This window comes from Pseudomonas sp. GV105 (assembly GCF_003058185.1).
GTDB lineage: Bacteria > Pseudomonadota > Gammaproteobacteria > Pseudomonadales > Pseudomonadaceae > Aquipseudomonas > Aquipseudomonas veronii.
In genome coordinates, this window is the sequence record NZ_QBUF01000012.1 from 109,878 (window position 1) to 132,786 (window position 22,909).

The 22,909-nt window shown below is 61.2% G+C and carries 22 protein-coding genes; 6 read left to right on the top strand and 16 right to left on the bottom strand.

Translation table 11 applies throughout. The annotated features are described in order from the left end of the window. The first annotated feature begins 47 nt into the window (after positions 1-47). Both C8K66_RS22640 and pdxH read left to right on the top strand, forming a co-directional pair. Positions 48-1,301 carry an OmpA family protein gene (locus C8K66_RS22640; RefSeq protein WP_108525974.1) on the top strand — a complete coding sequence of 418 codons (1,254 nt, stop codon included), beginning with the start codon at positions 48-50 and terminating at the stop codon, positions 1,299-1,301. Between the two features lie 27 nt (positions 1,302-1,328). Next, positions 1,329-1,976 carry a pyridoxamine 5'-phosphate oxidase gene (gene pdxH, locus C8K66_RS22645; RefSeq protein ID WP_046384443.1) on the top strand — a complete coding sequence of 216 codons (648 nt, stop codon included), beginning with the start codon at positions 1,329-1,331 and terminating at the stop codon, positions 1,974-1,976. A 54-nt stretch (positions 1,977-2,030) separates the two neighbouring features. Here the strand turns inward: pdxH and C8K66_RS22650 are convergent, their stop codons facing one another. Next, complete coding sequence (locus C8K66_RS22650) at positions 2,031-2,273, bottom strand: hypothetical protein (RefSeq protein WP_017844787.1); 243 nt, start codon at positions 2,271-2,273, stop codon at positions 2,031-2,033. A gap of 157 nt (positions 2,274-2,430) precedes the next feature. Between C8K66_RS22650 and C8K66_RS22655 the strand changes: the two genes are divergently transcribed. Then, entirely contained in the window at positions 2,431-2,895 is a 465-nt protein-coding gene (locus C8K66_RS22655) for a glycine zipper 2TM domain-containing protein (protein ID WP_003189251.1), read from the top strand. A gap of 76 nt (positions 2,896-2,971) precedes the next feature. On the opposite strand, the gene nhaA is transcribed toward C8K66_RS22655, so the two are convergent. Then, positions 2,972-4,147, bottom strand: a complete 1,176-nt coding sequence (nhaA, locus tag C8K66_RS22660; RefSeq protein ID WP_057004729.1) for a Na+/H+ antiporter NhaA — start codon at positions 4,145-4,147, stop codon at positions 2,972-2,974. Between the two features lie 215 nt (positions 4,148-4,362). Here nhaA and C8K66_RS22665 point away from each other — a divergent pair, with 215 nt between their 5' ends. Beyond that, the gene (locus C8K66_RS22665) at positions 4,363-5,457 is read left to right on the top strand and encodes a PLP-dependent cysteine synthase family protein (protein ID WP_108525976.1); all 1,095 of its coding nucleotides are present in this window, start codon (positions 4,363-4,365) and stop codon (positions 5,455-5,457) included. A gap of 58 nt (positions 5,458-5,515) precedes the next feature. On the opposite strand, the gene C8K66_RS22670 is transcribed toward C8K66_RS22665, so the two are convergent. From C8K66_RS22670 to C8K66_RS22680, 3 genes are all read right to left on the bottom strand, one after another. Further along, on the bottom strand, positions 5,516-7,129 hold the full coding sequence (locus tag C8K66_RS22670; RefSeq protein ID WP_046384441.1) for an NAD(P)/FAD-dependent oxidoreductase: 1,614 nt from the start codon (positions 7,127-7,129) through the stop codon (positions 5,516-5,518). 106 nt (positions 7,130-7,235) lie between these two features. Next, entirely contained in the window at positions 7,236-7,907 is a 672-nt protein-coding gene (locus tag C8K66_RS22675; protein WP_017844791.1) for a COG3650 family protein, read from the bottom strand. Between the two features lie 96 nt (positions 7,908-8,003). After that, positions 8,004-8,603, bottom strand: a complete 600-nt coding sequence (locus tag C8K66_RS22680; protein WP_108525978.1) for a short chain dehydrogenase — start codon at positions 8,601-8,603, stop codon at positions 8,004-8,006. A 104-nt stretch (positions 8,604-8,707) separates the two neighbouring features. Between C8K66_RS22680 and C8K66_RS22685 the strand changes: the two genes are divergently transcribed. Beyond that, positions 8,708-9,616 (top strand): LysR family transcriptional regulator, encoded by a 909-nt coding sequence (locus tag C8K66_RS22685; RefSeq protein ID WP_017844793.1) that lies wholly within the window; start codon positions 8,708-8,710, stop codon positions 9,614-9,616. On the opposite strand, the gene C8K66_RS22690 is transcribed toward C8K66_RS22685, so the two are convergent. The 9 genes from C8K66_RS22690 to C8K66_RS22730 form a co-directional block, all read right to left on the bottom strand. Further along, positions 9,613-10,098, bottom strand: coding sequence for a DoxX family protein (locus C8K66_RS22690; RefSeq protein ID WP_046384439.1), 486 nt, complete (start codon positions 10,096-10,098; stop codon positions 9,613-9,615). The genes C8K66_RS22685 and C8K66_RS22690 overlap by 4 nt on opposite strands. Continuing rightward, entirely contained in the window at positions 10,095-10,871 is a 777-nt protein-coding gene (locus tag C8K66_RS22695) for a DUF2063 domain-containing protein (RefSeq protein ID WP_108525980.1), read from the bottom strand. The genes C8K66_RS22690 and C8K66_RS22695 overlap by 4 nt, the downstream gene beginning before the upstream one ends. Beyond that, positions 10,868-11,746 carry a DUF692 domain-containing protein gene (locus C8K66_RS22700; protein WP_046384437.1) on the bottom strand — a complete coding sequence of 293 codons (879 nt, stop codon included), beginning with the start codon at positions 11,744-11,746 and terminating at the stop codon, positions 10,868-10,870. Before C8K66_RS22700 ends, C8K66_RS22695 begins: the two co-directional genes overlap by 4 nt. A gap of 23 nt (positions 11,747-11,769) precedes the next feature. After that, the gene (locus C8K66_RS22705) at positions 11,770-12,075 is read right to left on the bottom strand and encodes a DUF2282 domain-containing protein (protein ID WP_017844797.1); all 306 of its coding nucleotides are present in this window, start codon (positions 12,073-12,075) and stop codon (positions 11,770-11,772) included. 226 nt (positions 12,076-12,301) lie between these two features. Beyond that, positions 12,302-13,003, bottom strand: coding sequence for an ABC transporter ATP-binding protein (locus C8K66_RS22710; RefSeq protein WP_017844798.1), 702 nt, complete (start codon positions 13,001-13,003; stop codon positions 12,302-12,304). Between the two features lies 1 nt (position 13,004). Next, a complete protein-coding gene (gene livG / locus C8K66_RS22715) occupies positions 13,005-13,772 on the bottom strand; it encodes a high-affinity branched-chain amino acid ABC transporter ATP-binding protein LivG (protein ID WP_012722652.1) in 768 nt (255 codons plus the stop codon). Then, on the bottom strand, positions 13,769-15,022 hold the full coding sequence (locus tag C8K66_RS22720) for a high-affinity branched-chain amino acid ABC transporter permease LivM (protein ID WP_017844800.1): 1,254 nt from the start codon (positions 15,020-15,022) through the stop codon (positions 13,769-13,771). Before C8K66_RS22720 ends, livG begins: the two co-directional genes overlap by 4 nt. Then, positions 15,019-15,942 (bottom strand): high-affinity branched-chain amino acid ABC transporter permease LivH, encoded by a 924-nt coding sequence (gene livH, locus C8K66_RS22725; RefSeq protein WP_003231100.1) that lies wholly within the window; start codon positions 15,940-15,942, stop codon positions 15,019-15,021. Before livH ends, C8K66_RS22720 begins: the two co-directional genes overlap by 4 nt. A gap of 228 nt (positions 15,943-16,170) precedes the next feature. Beyond that, positions 16,171-17,298: a branched-chain amino acid ABC transporter substrate-binding protein gene (locus tag C8K66_RS22730; RefSeq protein ID WP_017844801.1), complete on the bottom strand. Its 1,128-nt coding sequence runs from the start codon at positions 17,296-17,298 to the stop codon at positions 16,171-16,173. Between the two features lie 341 nt (positions 17,299-17,639). On the opposite strand from C8K66_RS22730, the gene C8K66_RS22735 reads away from it, so the two are divergent. Further along, positions 17,640-17,942, top strand: coding sequence for a DUF2288 domain-containing protein (locus C8K66_RS22735; protein ID WP_017844802.1), 303 nt, complete (start codon positions 17,640-17,642; stop codon positions 17,940-17,942). 221 nt (positions 17,943-18,163) lie between these two features. On the opposite strand, the gene C8K66_RS22740 is transcribed toward C8K66_RS22735, so the two are convergent. After that, complete coding sequence (locus C8K66_RS22740; RefSeq protein ID WP_108525982.1) at positions 18,164-20,341, bottom strand: hypothetical protein; 2,178 nt, start codon at positions 20,339-20,341, stop codon at positions 18,164-18,166. A 205-nt stretch (positions 20,342-20,546) separates the two neighbouring features. Continuing rightward, on the bottom strand, positions 20,547-22,811 hold the full coding sequence (locus tag C8K66_RS22745) for a bifunctional diguanylate cyclase/phosphodiesterase (RefSeq protein WP_108525984.1): 2,265 nt from the start codon (positions 22,809-22,811) through the stop codon (positions 20,547-20,549). Between the last annotated feature and the right edge of the window lie 98 nt (positions 22,812-22,909).

A 22,909-nucleotide genomic window follows, 5' to 3' on the forward strand; every position in this document is an offset into this window, starting at 1 on the left:
AACGGGTCATTCAGACCCTCGGTTTTTTCTCATTTTGTGGATATCTCATGTTATCGAACAAGTCCTTGGCACTGGCGCTGTGCCTATCTATTACTGGCTGCGCACAAACACCACAAAATGATGCCGAAGGCGGGCATTGGTGGTCATTTGGATCTGACAAGGCTGCTACCAAGGACGCAGTGAGCCAAACTGACGCCAAGCCGGACGCCAAGCCGGACGCCAAACCCGCCGCGGGCGCCAAACCTGCCGCACCGGTAGCGGCTGCTGCCAGCGCCAAGCCGGCTGCACCGGTAGCTGCCGCAGCTGGCGCAGCTGGCGCCAAGCCTGCCGCACCGGTAGCCGCCGCTCCTGCGCCAGCCCCGGTGGCCAAAGCGGATACCGGCTCCAGCTGGTGGCCGTTCTCCTCCAAGAGTGCCGACGAAAAGGCCGCCGATGCCAAGGCTGACCTGAAGGCCGACCTCAAGGCCGCCACCCCGGCGCCAGCCGCTGCTCCTGCCGCCCCCGCCGTGGCCAAGACCGACTCCGAGACTCACTGGTGGTGGCCGTTCGAAAGCACGTCCAAGCCTAAGCCATTGGCCAAGGTCGACGTGACCAACGTGCCGATGCCCGACCCGAAAATCACCCAGGCCTGGCTGGACGACTATGAGCCGCGCCTGCGCGCCGCGATCAAGGACAGCAACCTGCAACTGGAACGTCGCGACAACGTACTGGTGGTGATTGCCCCGGTAGACGGTTCCTACAACCCGAAACGCCCGGCGATGTTGCTGCCGGTCACCCTGGGCCCGTTCACTCGCGTCGCCAAGGCTGTTGAAGCCGACCCGAAGACCGCCGTACTGGTCCTCGGTCACGTTGATGCCACCGGCGCGGCCCCGGCGAGCCAGGCGCTGACCAAAGAACGCGCGCAATCCATCGCATCGATTTTCAGCCTCAGCGGCCTCAAGCAAGACCGTCTGATGCTGCGTGGCATGGGCGACATGATGCCGCGTGCTGCCAACGACAGCACCCAAGGCCGTGCGCTGAACCGTCGCATGGAAATTATGTTTACTCAGCGTACAACTATGTTGGCCTTGCTGAGCAAGTACAACTCGGGCAAGACCCTGCCTGTGGCTGAAATGGTTGCCGTGCAGGACGTTCCCGCGCCGGCACCGGTCGCAAAAGCCCCGGCGAAAAAGGCTGGCGCGAAGAAATCCGCCGCCAAGCCAGCCGCGAAAAAGGCCCCGGCCAAGGCAGCTGCCAAGAAACCCGCAGCGGCCAAAGCCAAGGCCGCTGCACCGGCTGCGAACGACCAGGCAAAAAACTGATCCGCTGAACCAGAAGGATAAAGTCGCATGACCCAGGCATTGGCTGATATGCGCCGTGACTACACACGGGATGGTTTGAGCGAGGCCCAGGCCCCGAGCGAGCCGTTTGCCTTGTTCCATCAGTGGTTCGGCGATGCGGTGAAAACCGAGCAGCCGCCGGTGGAGGCCAATGCCATGACCCTGGCCACGGTCGACGAGGACGGTCGCCCGCACTGTCGCATCCTGCTGCTCAAGGGCCTGGATGCGCAGGGCTTTACCTTCTTCACCAACTATGAGAGCGCCAAGGGCGATCAGCTTGCGGCGCGGCCCTTCGCGGCCATGACCTTTTTCTGGCCGACCCTGGAGCGTCAGGTACGCATCGAGGGTCGGGTGGTCAAGGTCACGCCGGAAGAGTCGGATGCCTATTTCCAGGTGCGCCCCTTGGGCAGCCGCCTGGGTGCCTGGGCTTCCCCGCAGAGCAAGGTGATCCGTGACCGCGAAGAGTTGCACGATTTGCTCAAGGTCACCGAACAGCGGTTCAGCGACACTCAGCCGCACTGCCCCGAGCACTGGGGCGGCTATCGCTTGTTGCCCGAGCGCATCGAGTTCTGGCAAGGCCGCGCCAGCCGCCTGCATGACCGCCTGAACTACCGCTTGCATGGGGCCGACTGGACCCGTGAGCGCCTGGCGCCCTGATCGTCGTCTTGCGTCACCCTTTCTGACTGTTGCCCGTCACCCCGAAGCCTCTGTTCAAGAGGCCTCGGGTGTGTACTGCTGCGCCGCGTTTTTCAACCAGTCCGGCAGCTCGCGGCGGTTGATCTTCAGGGTTCGGGCTTTTTCCAGTTGTTGCAGCATGAAGGCCCGCTTGTGCAGGTCGTTGCCCGCCAGGGATAGCGCCAGGTCGCGGTCGATCCAGCGGCGGATGCGCAGGTATAACCAGCCATGGAAATACAAGCCGGCTACGGTCGTGACTATAATGATGAAATAATCCATGAGCGTCCTGTTTACGAGATGAGAGCTACCGTTTGTCGTCTGTTTTGGTGCTGGCACTCTGTACTAGGGCTGAATGAAAGCAATTTTCTGCGGAGCTTGCCGTGACAGGCGTCAAGCGGCCGCGTCTAATGAACACCTGTCCTTTGGAGTTGATGCTATGCGTAAGTCCGTTTTACTAGTTGCCTGCTTTACTACCCTGTCGTTGTTGTTGGGTGGCTGCGCCTCGAGTCTGACCGGCGACTCATACTCCCGTGACGAAGCGCGTCGCGTGCAGACCGTTCGCATGGGGACCATTGAATCCCTGCGTCCGGTGAAAATCGAAGGCACCAAGACCCCAATCGGCGGTGCGGCCGGTGCCGTCATTGGCGGCGTGGGCGGCAGCGCCATCGGTGGCGGCCGTGGCAGTATCGTGACCGCCGTGATCGGCGCTGTCGCCGGCGGCCTGTTGGGTTCGGCCACCGAAGAAGGCCTGACCCGCACCCAGGGCGTGGAAATCACCGTTCGCGAAGACGACGGCAGCATGCGCGCCTACGTGCAGGCCGTGCAGGAAAATGAAATCTTCCGCATCGGTGATCGCGTTCGCATCATGACCGTTGATGGTACCAGCCGCGTGACTCGCTAAGCGTTAAGCCGCGAGCAAAGAAAAACCCCAGCCGGGTGACCGGCTGGGGTTTTTTGTGCGCGGTGTTTTGTGCGAGTCAGGCTTTCTTGCGACTCGCCATCGCCGTCACCGCATAACCGATACACGCCGCGAGTATCGACCCGGTCAGAATCCCCATTCGATCTTCCCCGGCAAATTCGCTGGCGCCCGGCACGAACGCCAGAGAGCCGACAAACAGGCTCATGGTGAAGCCGATCCCGCACAGGATCGCCACGCCGAACACCTGGCCCCAGCTGGCGCCGCTGGGCAGCGCGGCGAGGCCGGTCTTGATGGCGAGCCAGGTCAGACCGAACACGCCGATGGTCTTGCCGATCAGCAGGCCGAGGGCGATGCCCAGCGGTACGTGGTGGGTGAAGCTCTCGAGGCTGACCCCGCTCAGGGACACGCCGGCGTTGGCGAACGCGAACAGCGGCAGGATGCCATAGGCCACCCATGGATGCAGGGCATGTTCGAGCGTCAACAGCGGCGAGGGTTCGGCGTTTTTGGTACGCATCGGGATGCAGAACGCTAGCGTCACGCCGGCCAAGGTGGCATGCACGCCGCTTTTCAGTACGCAGACCCACAGGATCAGGCCGATGATCAGGTACGGCCCGAGCTTGATCACGCCTAGGCGGTTCATGGCAATCAAGGCGATCAAGCAGGCGCCCGCGCCCGCCAGGGCGGCGCCGGACAGGTCGCTGGAATAGAACACGGCGATCACGATGATCGCGCCCAGGTCATCGATGATGGCCAGGGTCATCAGGAACAGTTTCAGCGACACCGGCACGCGCTTGCCGAGCAGCGCCAGGACGCCCAATGCGAAGGCGATATCGGTGGCCATGGGGATCGCCCAGCCGGAAAGCGCCGCCGGGTAATCCTTGTTGATTGCCCAGTAGATCAATGCCGGCACGACCATGCCGCCGATCGCCGCGGCGCCTGGCAGGACGACTTGCGAAGGCTTGGACAGGTGGCCGTCGAGCAGCTCGCGCTTGACCTCCAGGCCGATCAGCAGAAAGAACAGGGCCATCAGGCCGTCGTTGATCCACAGCAACGCGGGCTTGGCGATCTTCAGCGCGCCAATCTGCGCCACCACGGGCACGTCGAGGAACGCGCTGTAGAGGTGCGACAACGGTGAGTTGTTGACGATCAGCGCCAACGCGGCTGCGGCGATCAACAACAGACCGCTGGCGGCTTCCAGCTGGAAGAAACGGGTGAACGTGCTACGCAGAGCCAAGGGGTGCTCTCCAATCCAGATTCAATAGATGCGTACCCTAACCCGTACCGTTAGTTGTTAAAACAAAAGTTATATTCTTATTTGTTATAAGAAGGGGGCGCGCTCGGAGTTGGGGCGGAGCCTAGCAATTGTGTGTCCGATTGAGTCGTTACTGTATCTGTGTGTGGTGTAGGAAACATCCTAAGATTGAGACTGAAATCCTTAGAGATCCTCTCATGAGCGACCACCGTCCCTGGGCCCGCGAAGCCATTCGTATCATTGAAGCAGACTTCCAGCGCAGCGCCGACACCCACCTGATTCCTTTGGCGCTGCCCGGCTTGCCGGGTATCGAGTTGTACTTCAAGGATGAGTCCAGCCACCCCACCGGCAGCCTCAAACACCGGCTGGCGCGCTCGCTGTTCCTGTATGCGCTGTGCAATGGCTGGCTGAAGCCGGGAGCGCCGGTGATCGAAGCCTCCAGCGGTTCGACGGCGATCTCCGAAGCCTACTTCGCACGCTTGCTCGGCCTGCCGTTTATCGCCGTGATGCCGGCCACCACCTCCCAGGAAAAGATCGCCCAGATCGGCTTCTATGGCGGCAAGAGCCATCTGGTACAAGATCCGACGCAGATCTACGCCGAATCCGAACGCCTGGCGCAGGAAAGCGGTGGTCACTTCATGGACCAGTTCACCTACGCCGAACGCGCCACCGACTGGCGGGCGAACAACAATATCGCCGAGTCGATCTTCCAGCAGATGCGCTTCGAGCGTCATCCGGAGCCGAGCTGGCTGATTTCCAGCCCCGGCACGGGCGGCACCACCGCGACCCTGGGACGCTATGTGCGTTATCGCCAGCATTGCACCCGCGTGTTGTGTGCCGATGCCGAGCGCTCGGTGTTCTTTGACTACTACCTGAGCGGCGATGCCGGCTTGCGCCTGGAGTGCGGCTCGCGGATTGAAGGCATTGGCCGACCGCGGGTCGAAGCGTCGTTTTTGCCCAAGGTCATCGATGCGATGGTCAAGGTGCCGGACGCGCTGTCGCTGGCGGCCATGCATTACCTAGCCGAGCGGTTGGGTCGGCGGGTCGGCGGCTCCAGCGGGACCAACCTGATCGGTGCGCTGATGGCGGCGCAGCAGATGAAAGCGGCGGGGGAGTCGGGGTCGATCGTGGCGATCTTGTGTGACGGGGGCGAGCGGTATGCCACTACCTATTACGATCAGGCGTGGCTGGCGGGGCAGGGGTATGAACTGCAGGGCTTGATAGCCGTGGTGGCGGCCAGCGTCGAGCGCGGTGAGCCACTGCCCGACGACGTCCTGCGCGCGAATATCTGACACGCTACAAAAACCAATGTGGGAGCGGCCGCGCTCCCACCTTTGGACGGCGCTGTTTTCAGGCCTCGATACCCAACATATCCCGCGCCAACGCCTCGGCAATCCGAATGCCGTCGACGCCCGCCGACAGAATCCCACCGGCATAACCCGCGCCTTCGCCGGCCGGGAACAGGCCTTTGACGTTCAGGCTCTGCATCGATTCGTTACGGGTAATCCGCAACGGCGATGAGGTGCGCGTTTCGATCCCGGTCAAGACGGCATCGTGCAACGAGTAGCCCTTGATCTGCTTCTCGAACGCTGGCAAGGCTTCACGGATCGCTTCGATGGCGAAGTCCGGCAGTGCCAGGGCCAGATCGCCCATGGACACCCCAGGTTTGTAGGACGGTTCCACGCTGCCGATGGCCGTGGACGGCTTGCCGGCGATGAAATCGCCGACCAGTTGCGCCGGGGCTTCGTAATTGCTGCCGCCGAGGATGTAGGCGTGGGATTCCAGGCGCTCCTGCAGCTCGATGCCGGCCAGCGGACCGCCTGGGTAATCGACCTCAGGCGTGATGCCGACGACGATACCGGAGTTGGCGTTGCGCTCGTTGCGCGAGTACTGGCTCATGCCGTTGGTCACCACGCGATGCGGCTCGGACGTCGCGGCCACCACGGTGCCGCCGGGGCACATGCAGAAGCTGTAGACCGAACGGCCATTCTTGGCGTGGTGTACCAGTTTGTAGTCGGCCGCGCCGAGTTTCGGGTGCCCGGCGTATTTGCCCAGGCGCGCGGCGTCGATCAGCGACTGTGGGTGTTCGATACGGAAACCCACGGAAAACGGCTTGGCTTCCATGTACACGCCACGGCCGTGGAGCATGCGGAAGGTGTCGCGGGCGCTGTGGCCGAGGGCGAGGATCACATGCTTGGAGAGGATCTGCTCGCCGCCGTCGATGACCACGCCGTTCAGTTGACCGTCTTCGATCAATACGTCGGTCACCCGTTGCTCGAAGCGCACTTCACCGCCCAGGGCGATGATTTGCTCGCGCATGTTTTCCACCACGCCGGTCAGGCGGAACGTACCGATGTGCGGCTTGCTGACGTAGAGGATTTCTTCCGGCGCGCCGGCCTTGACGAACTCGTGCAGCACTTTGCGCCCGTGGAATTTCGGGTCTTTGATCTGGCTGTAGAGCTTGCCATCGGAAAAGGTCCCGGCGCCGCCCTCACCGAACTGCACGTTGGACTCCGGGTTGAGCACGCTTTTGCGCCACAGGCCCCAGGTGTCCTTGGTGCGCTGGCGCACTTCCTTGCCGCGCTCGAGGATGATCGGTTTGAAGCCCATCTGCGCCAGCAGCAGCCCGGCGAAAATCCCGCACGGGCCAAAACCGACGACGATCGGACGTTCAACCAGATCCGCGGGCGCCTGGCCCACCACCTTGTAGCTGACGTCCGGCGCCGGGTTGATGTTGCGGTCGTCGGCAAACTTGAGCAGCAGGGCGGCTTCACCCTTCACGTTCACGTCGACGGTGTAGATGAAGCACAGCTCCGACGATTTCTTGCGGGCGTCGTAGCTGCGCTTGAACAGGGTGAAATCGAGCAGGTCATCACTGGCGATGCCCAGGCGCTGCACGATGGCGGGCCGCAGGTCTTCTTCGGGATGGTCGATGGGCAGCTTGAGTTCGGTGATTCGTAACATGACAGGATCCGGTGTGCGGCGTTTGGTGGGGCCGGCGGTTTTGCAAACCGGCGATTATAAGCCCCAACGGCAGGTTCCCGTCATGTTAAAACAGCGCGGGCCCGAATCAATCGTCGCGCGAACCGCCGAAAGCCGCGCAGCCACGCTGGACTTGACCGTTGACCCGCAACTCGGCGGTCATGTGTTGCAGGCTGCCGCTGGCACTGTCGACACAGCGCTGCGGGGCCACCCACAATTCGATGTGCTGGTTATTGGCTTCGGTCATCAGGTTGAAACGCCCGTCACCCAGTTGTTCCTCGACATAGGGAACCGGCAGCGGCGGCTGGCCTTCGCGCTCCAGCACCATGCCCTTGGCGGTGACGTTCAGCGCCCAGGCCGGCTTGTGGCCGTTGGCACGCAGGATCATGCGCTTGAAGTCGGGATCATCGCAGGCCGAGGTCGAGCGCTCGACGCGGTACAGCTGTTGCAGCTCCACTTCGCCCTGGGTGCCGGCGGCGACGCCGGAGAACTTGCCGCGCAGGTCGGCAAACAGTGCGCCTTGCTGGCCCGCCAGGGAAGCGGCTTCCTGCAGGATGCTGGTGCCGCCGGTGTCCTTGACCACGTAGTTGCGCTGGTCGTGGCACGGTTGGAACAACAGCTTGCCGGCGACTGCCGTGAGCTCGCCCTGCATGCGGGTCAGCCCGGCGGTGGACGGTTTGGCCGGCTCGCTTTCGAACAACTGGCAGGCGGTGAACAAGGGGAGCAAGGCAAACAGCATGAGGGTACGGGCGGCACGCATTATCGGGTCTCCTGACAAGTGCCGCCACGTTACGCAGGCTGGCGGTGCATCACAAGCCCACGCGCCAGCTTCAGGCATTTCTTACAGCTTTGGCGTTCAACCTACGATAAAGGTTTGGCCGGTCTGCAAGCCCTCGACGCTTTTCGCGTAGGCCAGCGCCACATCGGCGCCCGCAGCCGGTTTGTACCCGCGAAAGTACGGTGCATAGCTGTCCATGGCTTCCAGCAGCACTGTCGGGCTTACGGAATTGACGCGCAGGCCCCGTGGCAATTCGATTGCCGCGGCTTTCACAAATGCATCCAGTGCGCCATTGACCAGTGCCGCCGAGGCGCCGGTGCGAATCGGGTCGCGGTTGAGGATGCCGCTGGTAAAGGTGAACGAGGCGCCGTCGTTGGCGTACTCGCGGCCGATCAGCAGCAGGTTGACCTGGCCCATCAGTTTGTCGCGCAGGCCCAGTTCGAAATCGGTTTCGCTCATCTCACCCAGCGCGACGAAATTCACACTGCCGGCGGCGCAGACCAAGGCATCGAACCGGCCGGTCTGCTCGAACAGCCGACGGATCGAGGCGCTGTCGCTGATATCCACCCGAAAGTCGCCGCTGCTGCGACCAATGCTGATCACCTCGTGACGCTGCGCCAGTTCCGCCTTGACCGCCGAGCCCACGGTGCCGCTGGCACCAATCAATAGGATTTTCATCGTGCTGTTTCTCCAGTGGGTAAGTGAGGGTTCAGTCTAGTGTGGCTTTTCAAGTGGATAAACGCGCTAATAGGCAACCTTTGGTTTTCAAATGGAAACAATCCATGAGCGAGATGGATGACCTGGCGGCGTTTGCCGTACTGATCGAGGCCGGCAGTTTCACCGTGGCGGCTGAGCAACTGGGTTGCAGCAAAGGGCAACTGTCCAAGCGCATCAGCCAGCTGGAGGCGGGGTACTCGGTGGTGTTGCTGCATCGCACCACGCGCAAGCTCAGCCTGACCGCTGCCGGCGCTGCGTTGTTGCCCCAGGCGCAGGCGTTGGTGGCGCAGGTCGAACGGGCACGTCAGGCGCTGGCCCGGCTCAAGGACGACTTGGCCGGGCCGGTGCGTATGACGGTTCCGGTGTCGTTGGGCGAAACTTTCTTCGACGGCTTGTTGCTGGAGTTTTCCGAGCACTACCCGCAGGTGCAGATCGAACTGGAGCTGAACAACAGCTACCGCGACCTGGCGCGGGATGGCTTCGACCTGGGGGTACGCTCGGGCGCCATCGAAAATCAGCGCCTGGTGGCCAAGCCGTTGTTGGCCTGGCACGAGATGACCTGTGCCAGCCCGGCCTACCTGGAGCAGCACGGCGAACCGCTGACCCCAGCCGATCTGGCGTCCCACACCTGCCTGCTGAACAGCCACTACAGCGGCCGCGAAGAGTGGCTGTACCACCAGCAGCACGAGCTGCTGCGCGTGCGGGTGAGCGGGACCTTCGCTTCCAATCACTACAACCTGTTGAAAAAGGCCGCCCTGGTGGGCGCTGGTATTGCGCGGCTGCCTTCCTACGTTTTACCGGCGGAACTGGCTGACGGCCGATTGCGCTGGCTGCTGCGGGATTATCAGACGCGGAGCCTGCCGATGTACCTGGTGCATCCCTATCAGGGCGGCTTACCGCGACGCACCCAAGTGTTGGCCGACTACCTGGTGGACTGGTTCAAGCGCAGCGGTGAAGCCCTCGACCGACTCTAGCGATAGCGGCGGGCGATCAGGTGGTCGACGGAGAGGCGACCCGGGCCTTTGGCCACTAACAGCAGTAGGACGGCCAGCCAGGTGCCGTGGGTCGGGTAGGCATCGGGGTACACGAACAGTTGAATGGTCAGGGTCATGCCGATCAACGCCAGGGCCGAGAAGCGTGTGGCCAAGCCCAGCAGGATCAGCACCGGGAAGAAGTGTTCGGCAAATGCCGCCATGTGCGCGGCCACTTCCGGTGACAGCCAGGGCAGCTTGTATTCGCTGCGAAACAGCGGCAGCGTCGAGGCGGCGAGGCGCGGCTCGCCCAGTTGGAAGGTGCCGCTGATCAAGTCGATGGCAAAGCCTTCGACTTTGGTTTGCCCGGACTTCCAGAACACCGCCGCGATGGAGAAACGTGCGAGAAAGGCGATCAAGCTGTAGGGGATTTTTTCGAAAAGCTGGATGGCCCGGTTGATCAGGCACGTTGATCGAGGGTTCATGGCGATACCTTGTGTTCCAGAGACAGATGAGTGATGGCGGCTTGGTTGATCAGCAGCGCCAGGCATTGGTGCAGGTCGAACTCGGCTGAGGCCTCGAGTGCGTGCGCGAGCGCCTTCTCCAGCACCGCGCCCTGGTTCAGGCTGTCGATAAACGCCACCGAGCCGCTGTCGATGGCGAACACCTTGACCTCCAGGCCCCAGCGCAACACGAGGGCGCCCTGGGCATGCCAGGGATTCAACGTGGCAATCGCGCCCTCGGTCTGGTGCGCCGCCCACACCGCGACGACGGCGTAGCGCGAGTCCAGCGTGGCCAGGGATGGGTGCAGTTGCAGGTGCAATGTGCCCAGCTCGGTGTGCGTTTGCAGTTGCTGCAGAACAGCCTGCGGTTCCAGCGCGAGGGCATCCGCCGCGTGATAGGCACGGACCCGCAAGCGTTCCAGGCGTGCTACATCCGCCAGGTAAGGCACGCTCGCGGCCGGTTCAAAGCCCTGGATAAAACCGGAAAATGTCGCGCCGTATTCGCTGATCAATGGGCTGCCGGGCGGGCATGCCTGTACGTAGCAGCCGGCCATGGCGCGGAAAAACTCATCGCCCACCAGTTGCAACGTCACAGGGTAAGCGGTCGCCAGCGCGTTGATCAACGAGCCGTGGACATTGTTGCGATACACCGCAAAACGGCTGGCCGGGTCGGCGCCGTTGCTGCTGAACAGGCCGGCCGGGCAGGCTTGGTCCGGCGCCAGCAGGGCGGCGGCAAAGTCTTCGAGAAGGCTCATGGGCGGCCCCGCGACAAGTGCCGTTCGGCCTGCTGTGCCTCGGCCAGCAGCACGCTGAAGGCCGGTACCTGGTTATCCCTTTCGATCAGCGTGGCCACCGGGCCGGTACGCGCGAGCACGTGTTCGTACAACTGCCAGACGGCGTTATCGATGGGCGCGCCGTGATCATCGATCAGCAGGCGCTCGCCCAGGCTGTCGGTGTCTTCGGCAAAGCCTGCCAGATGAATCTCAGCCACGGCGTGCAAGGGCAGCGCGTCGATGTAGGTCAACGGATCGCGCTGATGATTGATGCACGACACATAGACGTTATTCACGTCCAGCAGCAGGCCGCAGCCGGTGCGGCGGATGATTTCGCCGATGAAGTCCGTTTCGTCGAGCGTCGAGCGCTGGAACTGCAGGTAGGTCGACGGGTTCTCCAGCAGCATTGGCCGCTTGAGGGTGCTCTGAACCTGATCAACGTGTTCGCACACTCGATTGAGGGCGGCGACATCGTAGGCCAGGGGCAGCAAGTCGTTGAAAAACACCGGGCCGTGGGTCGACCAGGCCAGGTGCTCGGAAAAGGCCTGGGGTTGATAGCGCTCGATCAGTGTTGCCAGCCGTGCCAGGTGCTCACGGTTCAGCGGGTTTTCGCCGCCGATGGACAGGCCCACGCCGTGCAGCGACAGCGGGTACTGCGCGCGAATCAAACCCAGGTAGTGATGAAACGGGCCGCCGGCCACCATGTAGTTTTCGGCATGCACTTCAAAAAAACCGATATCGGGGCAGGTGTCGAGCACTTCGGTGAAGTGCTCGTTTTTCAGCCCCAGCCCGGCCCGCAGGGGGAGGCCGGGCACCTGAGCCGCTGAGGGCGTTTGCAGGAACGAAAGCGTCATCATCAGTACTCAGGCTGCGGGCTGCTTCAGGACTTGGCGGTAAAGGCCGCTTCCTGGCCGAAGCCAGTCGACGAGGTGGTGCTTGGGGTTTGGGTGCAGGTGCCGGCCGGGACCAGTTTCCAGGCGTTGGCCTGATCCTTGGTTTTGGACGTGCCGGCGCAGGAAGTGCCGGCGCCGGCGGCGCAATCGTTCTTGCCGGCTTCGGCGACGCCGAAGCATTTCTGCATGTCGTCGGCCGCGTGGGCGCTGGTGCTCAAGGCGGACAGGCTCAGGGCGGAACTCAGGGCGAGGACGAGGGAAGCAGCGGACAGTGAACGGTGTTTAACGGTCATGGTGTATCTCCAGCAGTGGGATGAGTCGGCGGGCATGATTGCCTGCTTGTACCACTAGAGGCTGGACGCTGGAATTCGTTACAAGCCGTTTGAAAAAAATTTCAGGGATCACCCGAAACAAATGTGGGAGGGGGCTTGCCCCCGATGACGGTATATCAGTCACATGTTCTGTGCCTGACATGGCGCCATCGGGGGCCAACCCCCTCCCACATTTAGCAACCAGGTGTTAACCGCCGAGGTACGCCTCACGCACCTTCGGATCGGTCAGCAACTGCTCACCCGTGCCCTGCATCACCACCCGGCCGTTTTCCAGCACATAGGCACGGTCGGCGATTTTCAGCGCCTGGTTGGCGTTCTGTTCGACCAGGAACACCGTCACACCGTCCTTGCGCAGCTGTTCGATGATGTCGAAGATCTGCTGGATGATGATCGGCGCCAGGCCCAGGGAAGGTTCGTCGAGCAGCAACAGCTTGGGCTTGCTCATCAGCGCGCGACCGATGGCGAGCATTTGCTGCTCGCCGCCGGACATGGTGCCGCCGCGCTGGCTGAAGCGTTCCTTGAGCCTGGGGAACAGGTGCAGCACCTTGTCCATTTGCTCCTGGTAGTCGCCCTTGTCGGTGAAGAACCCGCCCATGGCCAGGTTCTCTTCGACGGTCAGGCGCGAAAACACCCGTCGGCCTTCCGGCACCACGGCAATGCTTTTACGCATGATGTGCGACGACTGCTGGCCCACCAGCTCTTCACCCATGTAGCGGATGCTGCCGCTGTGGGCCTGCGGCGAACCGCACAAGGTCATCAGCAAGGTCGACTTGCCGGCACCGTTGGCGCCGATCAGCGTGACGATCTCACCCTGGCGCACTTCGACGTTGACGCTGTGCAGGGCCTGGATCTTTCCGTAGAAAGTGGAAACGTTTTCGAATTGCAGCATTTTACGCTTCCCCCAGATAGGCTTTGATCACTTCAGGATTGTCGCGGATCTGCTCCGGCGTACCGTCGGCCAGGGGCGTGCCCTGGTTGATCACCACGATGTGGTCGGAAATGCTCATGACCAGTTTCATGTCGTGTTCGATCAACAGCACGGTGGCGTTGTTTTCCTCACGCAACACGCCGATCAGCGCCTTGAGGTCTTCGGTTTCCTTGGGGTTCAAGCCGGCGGCCGGTTCGTCGAGCATCAGGATCCGCGGGCGGGTCATCATGCAGCGGGCGATTTCCAGGCGACGTTGCTGCCCATAGGCCAGGGTGCCGGCGGGGCGGTTGGCGAACTCGGTGAGGTTGACCTTGTCCAGCCAATACTCCGCGTATTCCATGGCCTCGCGCTCGCTCTTGCGGAACGCCGGGGTCTTGAACAAGCCAGCGAAGAAGTTGGTGTTCAAGTGACGGTGCTGAGCGATCAGCAGGTTCTCGACCGCCGTCATGTCCTTGAACAACCGCACGTTCTGGAAGGTCCGCACCACGCCCTTGCGGGCGATCTCGTGACCGGCCAGGCCCTGGATCGGCTGGCCGTCGAGCAGGATGCTGCCACCGCTGGGCTTGTAGAAACCGGTGAGGCAGTTGAACACCGTGGTCTTGCCGGCGCCGTTGGGGCCGATCAGCGCAACCACTTGTTTTTCCTTCACGGTCAGGGCCACGCCATTGACCGCCAGCAAGCCGCCGAAGCGCATGCTCAAGTTTTCGACTTTCAGGATCTCGCGGCTCATTTGCGCAGCTCCATGTGTGGACGTTGCATGGGCAGCAGGCCTTGAGGACGCCAGATCATCATCAGCACCATCATGGCGCCGAACATCAACATGCGGTATTCGCTGAACTCACGCATCATTTCCGGCAGCAGGATCATCACGATCGCCGCGAGAATCACGCCCAACTGCGAGCCCATGCCACCCAGTACCACGATGGCGAGGATGATCGCCGACTCGATAAAGGTGAACGACTCCGGCGTCACCAGGCCTTGGCGAGCGGCGAAGAAGCTGCCGGCAAAACCGGCGAACGCGGCGCCCAGGGTGAACGCGGACAGCTTGATGATGGTCGGGTTCAGGCCCAAGGCCCGGCAGGCGATTTCATCTTCGCGCAGCGCTTCCCACGCACGGCCGATCGGCATGCGCAGCAGGCGGTTGATCACGAACAGTGCGGCCAGGGCCAGCAACAGCGCCACCAGGTACAGGAACACCACTTTGCTCACCGGGTTGTAGGCAATCCCGAAGTACTCGTGGAAGGTCTGCATGCCTTCGGCCGCAGAGCGCTCGAACGACAGCCCGAAGAAGGTCGGCTTGGGAATGCTGCTGATGCCGTTGGGGCCACCGGTGATGTCGGTCAGGTTACGCAGGAACAGTCGGATGATTTCCCCGAAGCCCAGGGTCACGATGGCCAGGTAGTCGCCGCGCAGACGCAGCACCGGGAAGCCCAGCAGGAAGCCGAACGTCGCCGCCGCCATGCCGGCCAGGGGCAGGCAGATCCAGAAGCTCCAGCCCAGGTAGTGCGAGAGCAGCGCATAGGTGTAGGCGCCCACGGCGTAGAAACCCACATAACCCAGGTCGAGCAGGCCGGCCAGACCGACCACGATGTTCAGGCCCAGGCCCAGCAACACGTAGATCAGGATCAGGGTGGCGATGTCGACCGCACCGCGCGAGCCGAAGAACGGCCAGATCAGCGCGGCCACGATCAGGCCGATGATGATGTAGCGCTGGGTGCGCGGCAGGGTCAGGAATTGGCTGACCTTGGGCGATACCAGCGGGCCACGGTTACCCTTGAACAACGCGCCGACCTGCCGGGTGAACAGCACGCGCAGGAACATCAGCACCGAACACAGGGCAATGATGGTCAGGGTCACGGGACCGGTGCCATGCACTTCCAGGTTGATGCCGACAATGCTCAGCTTGAGGCCGAGTACCGGGAACGCCACGGCCCACACCAACAGGGCGCTGAAAAACGCCGATTTAAGATATCTGCTCATACTTTCTCAACCTCCGGACGGCCCAAAATGCCGGTCGGACGGAACAACAGCACCAGAACCAACAGGCCGAACGCCACGACGTCCTTGTACTGGTCGCCGAAGATATCGGCGCCAAACGCTTCGGCCACCCCCAGCACCAGCCCGCCGAGCATCGCGCCCGGAATGCTGCCGATGCCGCCCAATACCGCTGCGGTAAAGGCCTTGAGGCCGACCAGGAAACCGGCGTTGGGGTTGATCACGCCGTACTGCATGCTCAAAAGCACGGCCGCGACGGCCGCCAGCGCGGCACCGATGACGAAGGTCAGGGCGATGATGTTGTTGGTGTTGATGCCCAGCAGGTTGGCCATCTTGATGTCTTCGGCGCAGGCCCGGCAGGCGCGCCCCAGACGGGAGCGGGAAATGAACAGGGTCAGGCCCAGCATGGCCACCAGGGTGACGACGAAGACCAGGATCTGCATGTACGAAATCAGCACTTCTTGTGCGCCGCCTGGGCCGAAGGAGAAGCTCCCCGGGATCAGGTTGGGAATGGACTTGTCCTTGGAGTCCTGGGACAGCAATACGGTGTTCTGCAGGAAAATCGACATGCCGATGGCGGAAATCAGCGGGATCAAACGGTTGCTGCCACGCAAGGGACGATAGGCAACCCGTTCGATACTGTAGCCATAGGCACTGGTTACGACGATCGACGCCAGGAACGCGGCGGTCATCAACAACGGCAGGGAGTGGATCCCCATCATGGCCAGCCCGGCAAGGGCAATGAAGGCCACGTAGGAACCAATCATGTAGACCTCGCCATGGGCGAAGTTGATCATTCCAATGATGCCGTAAACCATTGTGTAGCCAATGGCTATCAAGGCATAGGTGCTGCCAATGGTCAGGCCATTAACCAGCTGTTGGAAAAAATGATAGATCTCAGGCATTACAACGCTCCTAAAAACCCGATACGCATTTCACTGGTGGAGTCATGTTCCGGCCCTGCGCTGTGTTCTGTGAGCACATTTGCGCAAAGCGTTTGCCAGCGAACCGCTGGTGACGGTTTTAAGATTTTCAGGTGAGCCAGCGCCCGGATCGCGGGTGACAGGCCCATAAACCTCGTAAAACAAAGCCCACTGCTCTCACAGTGGGCTTGTTGACCAGTAACGCCTGGCTTACTGAGGGGAAACTTCGGTTTTCGGTTTGCCGAAGTGCCACTCGTAGACCACGAACTTGAAGTCCTTCAGGTCGCCCTTGGCGTCGAAGCTCAGATCGCCGGTAGGGGTCTTGAAGGTGCCCGCGTGGATGGCTTCGGCCACTTTGGCGGTGTCTTCGCTTTTCGCGGCTTTGATACCACCGGCGATGACTTCAATGGCCGAGTAGGCCGGGAACACGAACGGACCGGTTGGGTCCTGCTTGTTCTTGGCGAACTCTTCAACGATGGCTTTGTTGGCCGGGTCGGTGTCGAAGGATTTCGGCAGGGTCACCAGCAGGCCTTCGGAAGCGCCCTGGGCGATTTGCGAGATGGAGTCGTTGCCGACGCCTTCTGGGCCCATGAACTTGGCGTTCAGGCCTTTTTCCTTGGCTTGGCGCAGGATCAGGCCCAGCTCAGGGTGGTAGCCGCCGTAGTAGACGAAGTCGACGTTGGCTTGCTTGAGTTTCTGGATGATCGAGGAGAAGTCCTTGTCACCGGCGTTCAGGCCTTCGAAGACGGCAACCTTGGTGCCTTTCTTCTCGAGGGTCTGTTTAACGGCAGTGGCGATGCCTTCACCGTATTGTTGCTTGTCGTGCAGCACGGCAACGATCTTCGGCTTCACGTGGTCGGCGATGTAGTTGCCGGCCGCCGGGCCTTGGGCGCTGTCCAGGCCGATGGTGCGGAAAATCAGCTTGTAGCCACGGGCGGTGATTTCCGGGCTGGTGGCTGCCGGGGTAATCATGATCACGCCTTCGTCTTCATAAATGTCGGACGCGGGCTGAGTGGAGCTGGAGCACAGGTGACCGACCACGAACTTCACGCCGTCGTTGACCACTTTGTTGGCGACGGCCACGGCTTGCTTGGGATCGCAGGCGTCGTCGTATTCCTTGGCTTCGAGCATTTTGCCATCGACGCCGCCCTTGGCGTTGATGTCGGCGATCGCTTGCTTGGCACCCATGAACTGCATGTCGCCATATTGCGTGACAGGACCGGTTTTAGGCCCGGCGATGCCGATCTTGATGGTGTCGGCTGCGAACGAATGGCTGGCAACCCCGGCCAGGACCATAGCGGCAAACAGTTTGGAAATCTGCTTAGTAGCCTTATTCATAGTGCTCCACTCTTACTGTTGTCTTTTTTATAGTTCTAGCGGCCTTGTGAGCTGCAGAACCGGATCAGATATCTTGAATATCCCCCCGGCAGTGCCCTGGCAACTGTACCGGTACAGTGTAGAGCGCCGGTTGATCGCTTGAAAAGCTGGCTGCTGGGGGCAATACCCGGGCGTGTCGCTTAAATGAAAGAAAAAGACAGAATTGCGCCGGGACGCTGCCGCAGTGGCGGACAATCCGTGGCTTTCCTGACGCTTTCAATCGTTCACTCATTTGCAACTGGGTTTTTCTACGAGAGACACGACGTTATGATTGCGCCGATTTTTTCCCAAGGTGAATCCCCATGACGCAAGAACCTAGCACCCTCTATGCCAAGCTGCTCGGTGAAACCGCCGAAATCTCCTGGAAGGAGCTCGAACCGTTCTTTGCCAAGGGTGCCCTATTGTGGGTCGACGCCGGCCTGGATTTGATCGAGGCGGCCGAAGGCATGGCCGAGGATCAGCGCGATAAAGTCGCTGCCTGGCTGGCCTCGGGGAGCCTGGGCGAAGTGTCTGCGACGCGGGCATTGGACCTGCTGGAGCGTGATCCGAGCCTGTGGGCGGTGGTGGTTTCGCCGTGGATTCTGATCCAGGAAAGGGCAGCGTAAGAAAAGCCTGCACGAAAATGGTGCGCGATTTGCGCCGCTGCAAGTGTGTAGCGGAGTAACCGCTGATGCGGTGATGGCATCTTGCCGTGGAGAAAGGTCACAGCTGAGGGTGACGTGCGCGTCACGGGAACAGTTTTGCCGACGGTGAAATGCCCGGGGAATTGTTTCTTGGTGTTAGCAGATCGCTGTGGCGAGGGAGCGTGCTCCCTCGCCACAGACAACTAGGCAGTTTTGCCGGTATGGATGTTCAACGAAATAATCTTCGTCTTGCCGATCCGATGACGGTAAATCTCACGCAAGTACTTGATCGCCTTCTTCACGCAATCCCGTGACAGGCGAATGTCATTGATCGAGACAAACTTATCTTTGTCATTGATCAACTCACGGTACTTCTTCTCATACATCGGCTTGATCGCGTACCAGTTGGTGTCGAGGATCTTCGCTGGGTTTTCAAACTCATTGAGCAGTTCGTCGATACGCTCTTCGTCGAAATCCTCGTGGATGATGAAGTCCAGGATCGAGTTGTCCAGCGTGTCGTCGAAACGGTACGGGTTGCGCGCAAAGCAGCGTTTGATGAACGCCACGATCAGCGTCAGGAAGTCATCCGACAGGCACGGGCTCTTGGCGATCAGGGTGGTCAGCGACAGGTTGGCCGACGCGCCGATCACCAGGGCGTAGCGCTTGAGCGTGGTGTTGGGGAACAGGCTGTTGAGGTGGGTCTTGAGGCGGTTCAGGTCCATGTAGGACAGTTTGTAGTCCTTGGGCAGCGACACGATCGACACCACCGACGAGCAGTTCTTGAAGAAGTGCAGGTCGTGCAGCGCCGCCGCGTCATAGCCGGAGTTCTTGTACTGCTCCAGGGAGGCCTTGTAGCGCTTGGACTCGATCGGCAGCAGGCTGATGCCTTCGATGGCCTGGGTGACTTTGTTGAAGTGCGGCAGGTCGATGGAGCGGAAGAACAGGTCGTCGATGTTCAGGCGCTGCGGCTCTTTGTCGAACACCTTGAACTTGTCACCCGACGGCGCCGGGGTTTCCGGGACCACCGATTCGGCGTAGGCAATCGCCACCGGGCCGGCCAGGCTCATGAACAGGTCGTTGGCATCCAGACGGATGGTTTCGCCGATGTCGATACCGGCGCGACGGAAGTAGTTCTGGTCGTAGTCGGTGGTGACCGCCTGGGCGGTAAGAATGTTGAAGATCTGCTGCGAGATATACTGGTTGGCGTGCTTTTCCATGGCATTGACATCAATGTTCTGGATATTGCCGTCGTCGCTCTCTTCGGCGTAACGCATGATGTCGTTGGAGATCAGCATCATCGCGTTCCAAGGGCGGATACGGCCCTTGACGCTGGCTTCGCTGCTGTCTTCATTGGCGAAGTTGTACGAGAAATCCCATTCTTCCGACAGATACTTGCAGAGCAGCCGCCCGGCGTTGATGTGCAGCGCCTCGGACATTTCGCTGCGGTGGTCGGAGATGTTCGGCAGCACGCAGATGCCGCTGGTGAAGATCGGTTCGAAGACGAAGGCGTGGCCGCTTTTGCTGTCGTGCTCGTCGGCCGGCTTGGTGTCGAACGTCTTGTTCATGTACGAGTGCTGTTGGGCCAGGCCGAACTCCGACGCCATGCCCGAGCCGGTGCCGCCGCCGGCGCTGAAGATCGAGAAATACAGGCGCGACTGGTTGGCCTTGATGCCGCAGGAGTCGATCAGGTACGAATGGATCATCTTCCAGTCGGGGCTGGAAAAACGCTGGGTGTCTTTATTGAGGATGATCTTGGCCAGGTACTGGCCGAGGATCGGCGCGTTACCGGCGCCACCGGCATGGACTTCCGAGAGGTCCATGATTTTCATCTTGCTGTAATCGCGCAGGAAGCCGCTTTTTTCGCCCTTGCGCGAGAATCGGATGCGCCCGGCGATGTCTTTGTCCAGGTCGCCCAGCATCACCAGCGGCTCCACCAGGAACACTGGTTTGCTGGCCTTGCCGACGCCCAGGCGCAGGTTGTTGCGAATCCATTGGGCGGGGCTGTAGCCCTTGTCTGTCGACTTGTCTTCGGTACTGAATTCGTTGAGGTAGAACTTGCGTGCGTTATAGACCAGCTCGGCCACGTCCAGCGCAATGTTCGAACCGCAGCGGCCCAGGCCGATCAGGCACACCGAGGGGAATTCCTGTTCGCTGCGCGGCTCGCCATCGACTTCCTGATGGGGCAGGCGCGGGAACACCATGTCGCGCAGGCCGTCGAGGTTGTCGAGGATGCGGTCGGTATTGGTCTCGGTGAAGTACAGGTATTGCTGGGTCGCCAGTGGACGGGGGCTGCTCAATGACTTCGAACCTGAAGGTTTTTCCGCAGGAGCTGTCGGCAACACATCGGAGACCACGGTGGCAGAGTTATTTTTAGAAGTCATTGTGCGCCATGTACCTGGGCGGATGGCTGTGAAATGTTAAAAAGCCATCACTGAGTGGGAGTTCGCGACTTTACAGTGCGTTCGGGTCCGGGGCGATAGGTTTAACCCTAGCGTTTCAAGGGGAAATCCCGGCCCGACTCTGATGAATCGGCCGTTTACCGGCGTTCTTTAGATAATTGATGGCGAAATGCCAAAGATTTAGACGTCAGCGAATTGGCCTGATGATCGAGGCGGGACAGCTTCGGTCTGGGCGAAGCTCGTTTGGCGACAGCGCTTCCTTGGCCGCCGCCACGTTGACCGGCGGCAGGAGGGGGCGCCGATCGATGCCCTGGATCACGCTGATGACCTCGTCGACGGGCACTGCCGGGCTCAACAGGTAGCCCTGAACGAAGTCACAGCCATGTTTAAGCAGCAGCTCGAACTGGGCCTGGGCTTCCACGCCTTCGATTACCGCCTGCAAGTGCAGGGTGTGGGCCATGCCGACAATCGCCTCGACGATCTCGATGTCGGCGCTCGACTGGGAAATGTCCTGGATAAACGAGCGATTGATCTTCAGTGTGTTGAGCGGCAGGCGCTTGAGGTAGGCGAGGGAGGAGTAGCCGGTGCCGAAGTCATCGATCGCCAGCGACACGCCCAGCGCGCGGATCTGCCGCAGCTTCGCCAAAGTGCTGCTGATATTGCCCATCAGCGCGTTTTCGGTGACTTCAAGCTCCAGGCGGTTGGCCCCAATCCCGCTGGATCGCAGGGCGTCTTCGATCTCATCGACCAGCTCGTCGCGGCCCAGGTTCAACGTCGAACAGTTCACGGCCATGGTCAATTCGCCGTAGCCCTTGTCGGACAGCAGGCTCAAGTCATGACAGGCCTGGCGCAATACCCAGTGGTCCAGTTCGGCGATCAATCCGTTGCTTTCGGCAATGCCGATAAAACGGTCGGGCGCGAGCAAGCCATGGTGCGGATGCTGCCAGCGCACCATGGCTTCCAGGCGGGTGATCCTGCCTCGCTTCATATCGAAGATCGGCTGATAGAACAACACCAGTTCGTTACGGGCGCGCAGGGCCATGCGCAGTTCCTCTTCCAGTTGCAGCTCCATGAACGCGCGGGTTTTCAGGTTGGAGCTGAAGAAGTTGAGGCTGTTACGCCCCGTATCCTTGGACTGGTACAGCGCCAGGTCGGCGGTCTTCAGCAATTCTTCGCAGGTCAGGCCGTCTTCGGGAAACAGGCTGATGCCGATGCTGGTGGTCATCACCATGCGGCGCCCGGCCAGTTCGATCGGGGTTTTCATTTTTTGCATGATGCGCTGGGCCAAATGCCGCGCTTCATCGCGGTGGTGGATGCTGATCAGGATGCAGAACTCATCGCCGCCAAAACGCGCGACCACGTCTTCATGGCTGCGCACCGAGCCCTTGATATGCCCGGCCAACACGGTGAGCAACTGGTCGCCGGCGTCATGCCCGAGGCTGTCGTTGATACGCTTGAAATGGTCGATATCGAGGAAAATCGCCGCCATCATGCCGTTGCTTCGGGTTTTTTCTGCGATTTTCTCTGCGAAAATCAGATTGAAACCACGGCGATTGAGCAAGCTGGTCAAGGCGTCGTAATGCGCCACCTGTTGCAGCGAGGCGCGGGCCTGGTCCAGCTCGCCGAGCAGGGCGTTGACCCGGCGAAGGTCGCGCTCCTTGTGTTGTAACTTCTTGTCTGCGAGGGCGGCGCTGATGCTGCTGGCGATCACCAGCAGGGTGATGATCGCCACCGACAGCCCCAGTTGAATGGGGTGGTTGTCCTGCGGCAATAACAGATCAGCGCCTGCGGTCACTACCAGTTGCATGGCGGCCATGCCGGTGAAGTGCATGCTCAGAATCCCTGCACCCAGTACCAGGCTGGCGGCGTATTTGAGCAATTGGTGAAACACGCCCGCGCCTTTGCGCAGGGCGATCGACAGCCACAATGCCGCCAGGCTGGCGCCGATGGCGATCGCAACCGAGGCCATGAACAGTTGCGAGTCGAAGTACGCCTGGGCCTGGGAGCGCATGGCCGACATGCCGACGTAATGCATCAGCGCGATGCCCAGGCCCATCCACACCGCCGCCGCCAGGCACTGGCGCACCCGCGGGTGGGGATGACTGAGGGTTTGCATGGCGAACCACGCGGCGGCCAGAGCGATCAGCAGCGACACGAGCGTCATGATCCATTCGTAGTGAATGACGACCGGTGCTTCGAAAGCCAGCACGCTGATGTAGTGAGTCGACCAGATACCGCCTGCCAGGCAAACGGCACCCAGCCAGCGCCAGTGACGGCGGGCGGTGGGGTCCTCGACATGGCCGACGCGTTCGGCCATGTCCAATGTGCCGAACCCCGCCGCACACGCAACCAGGTAGGCGAGTAGCACCAGAAAGGGGTTATGACTGCAGTTGAGTAACAAGTGCCCATTCTCGGGGAGGTCAGAAAAAAAATGCAGACCCAGCAATTCCATTGCATGCCCCGTCATTACGTCACTGCTTCCGGCGGTGACCTATGAGGTCGAGTATAGAAGCCTCGCGGGTTTCGCCAGGACGAATGGTAGGTTGCTCG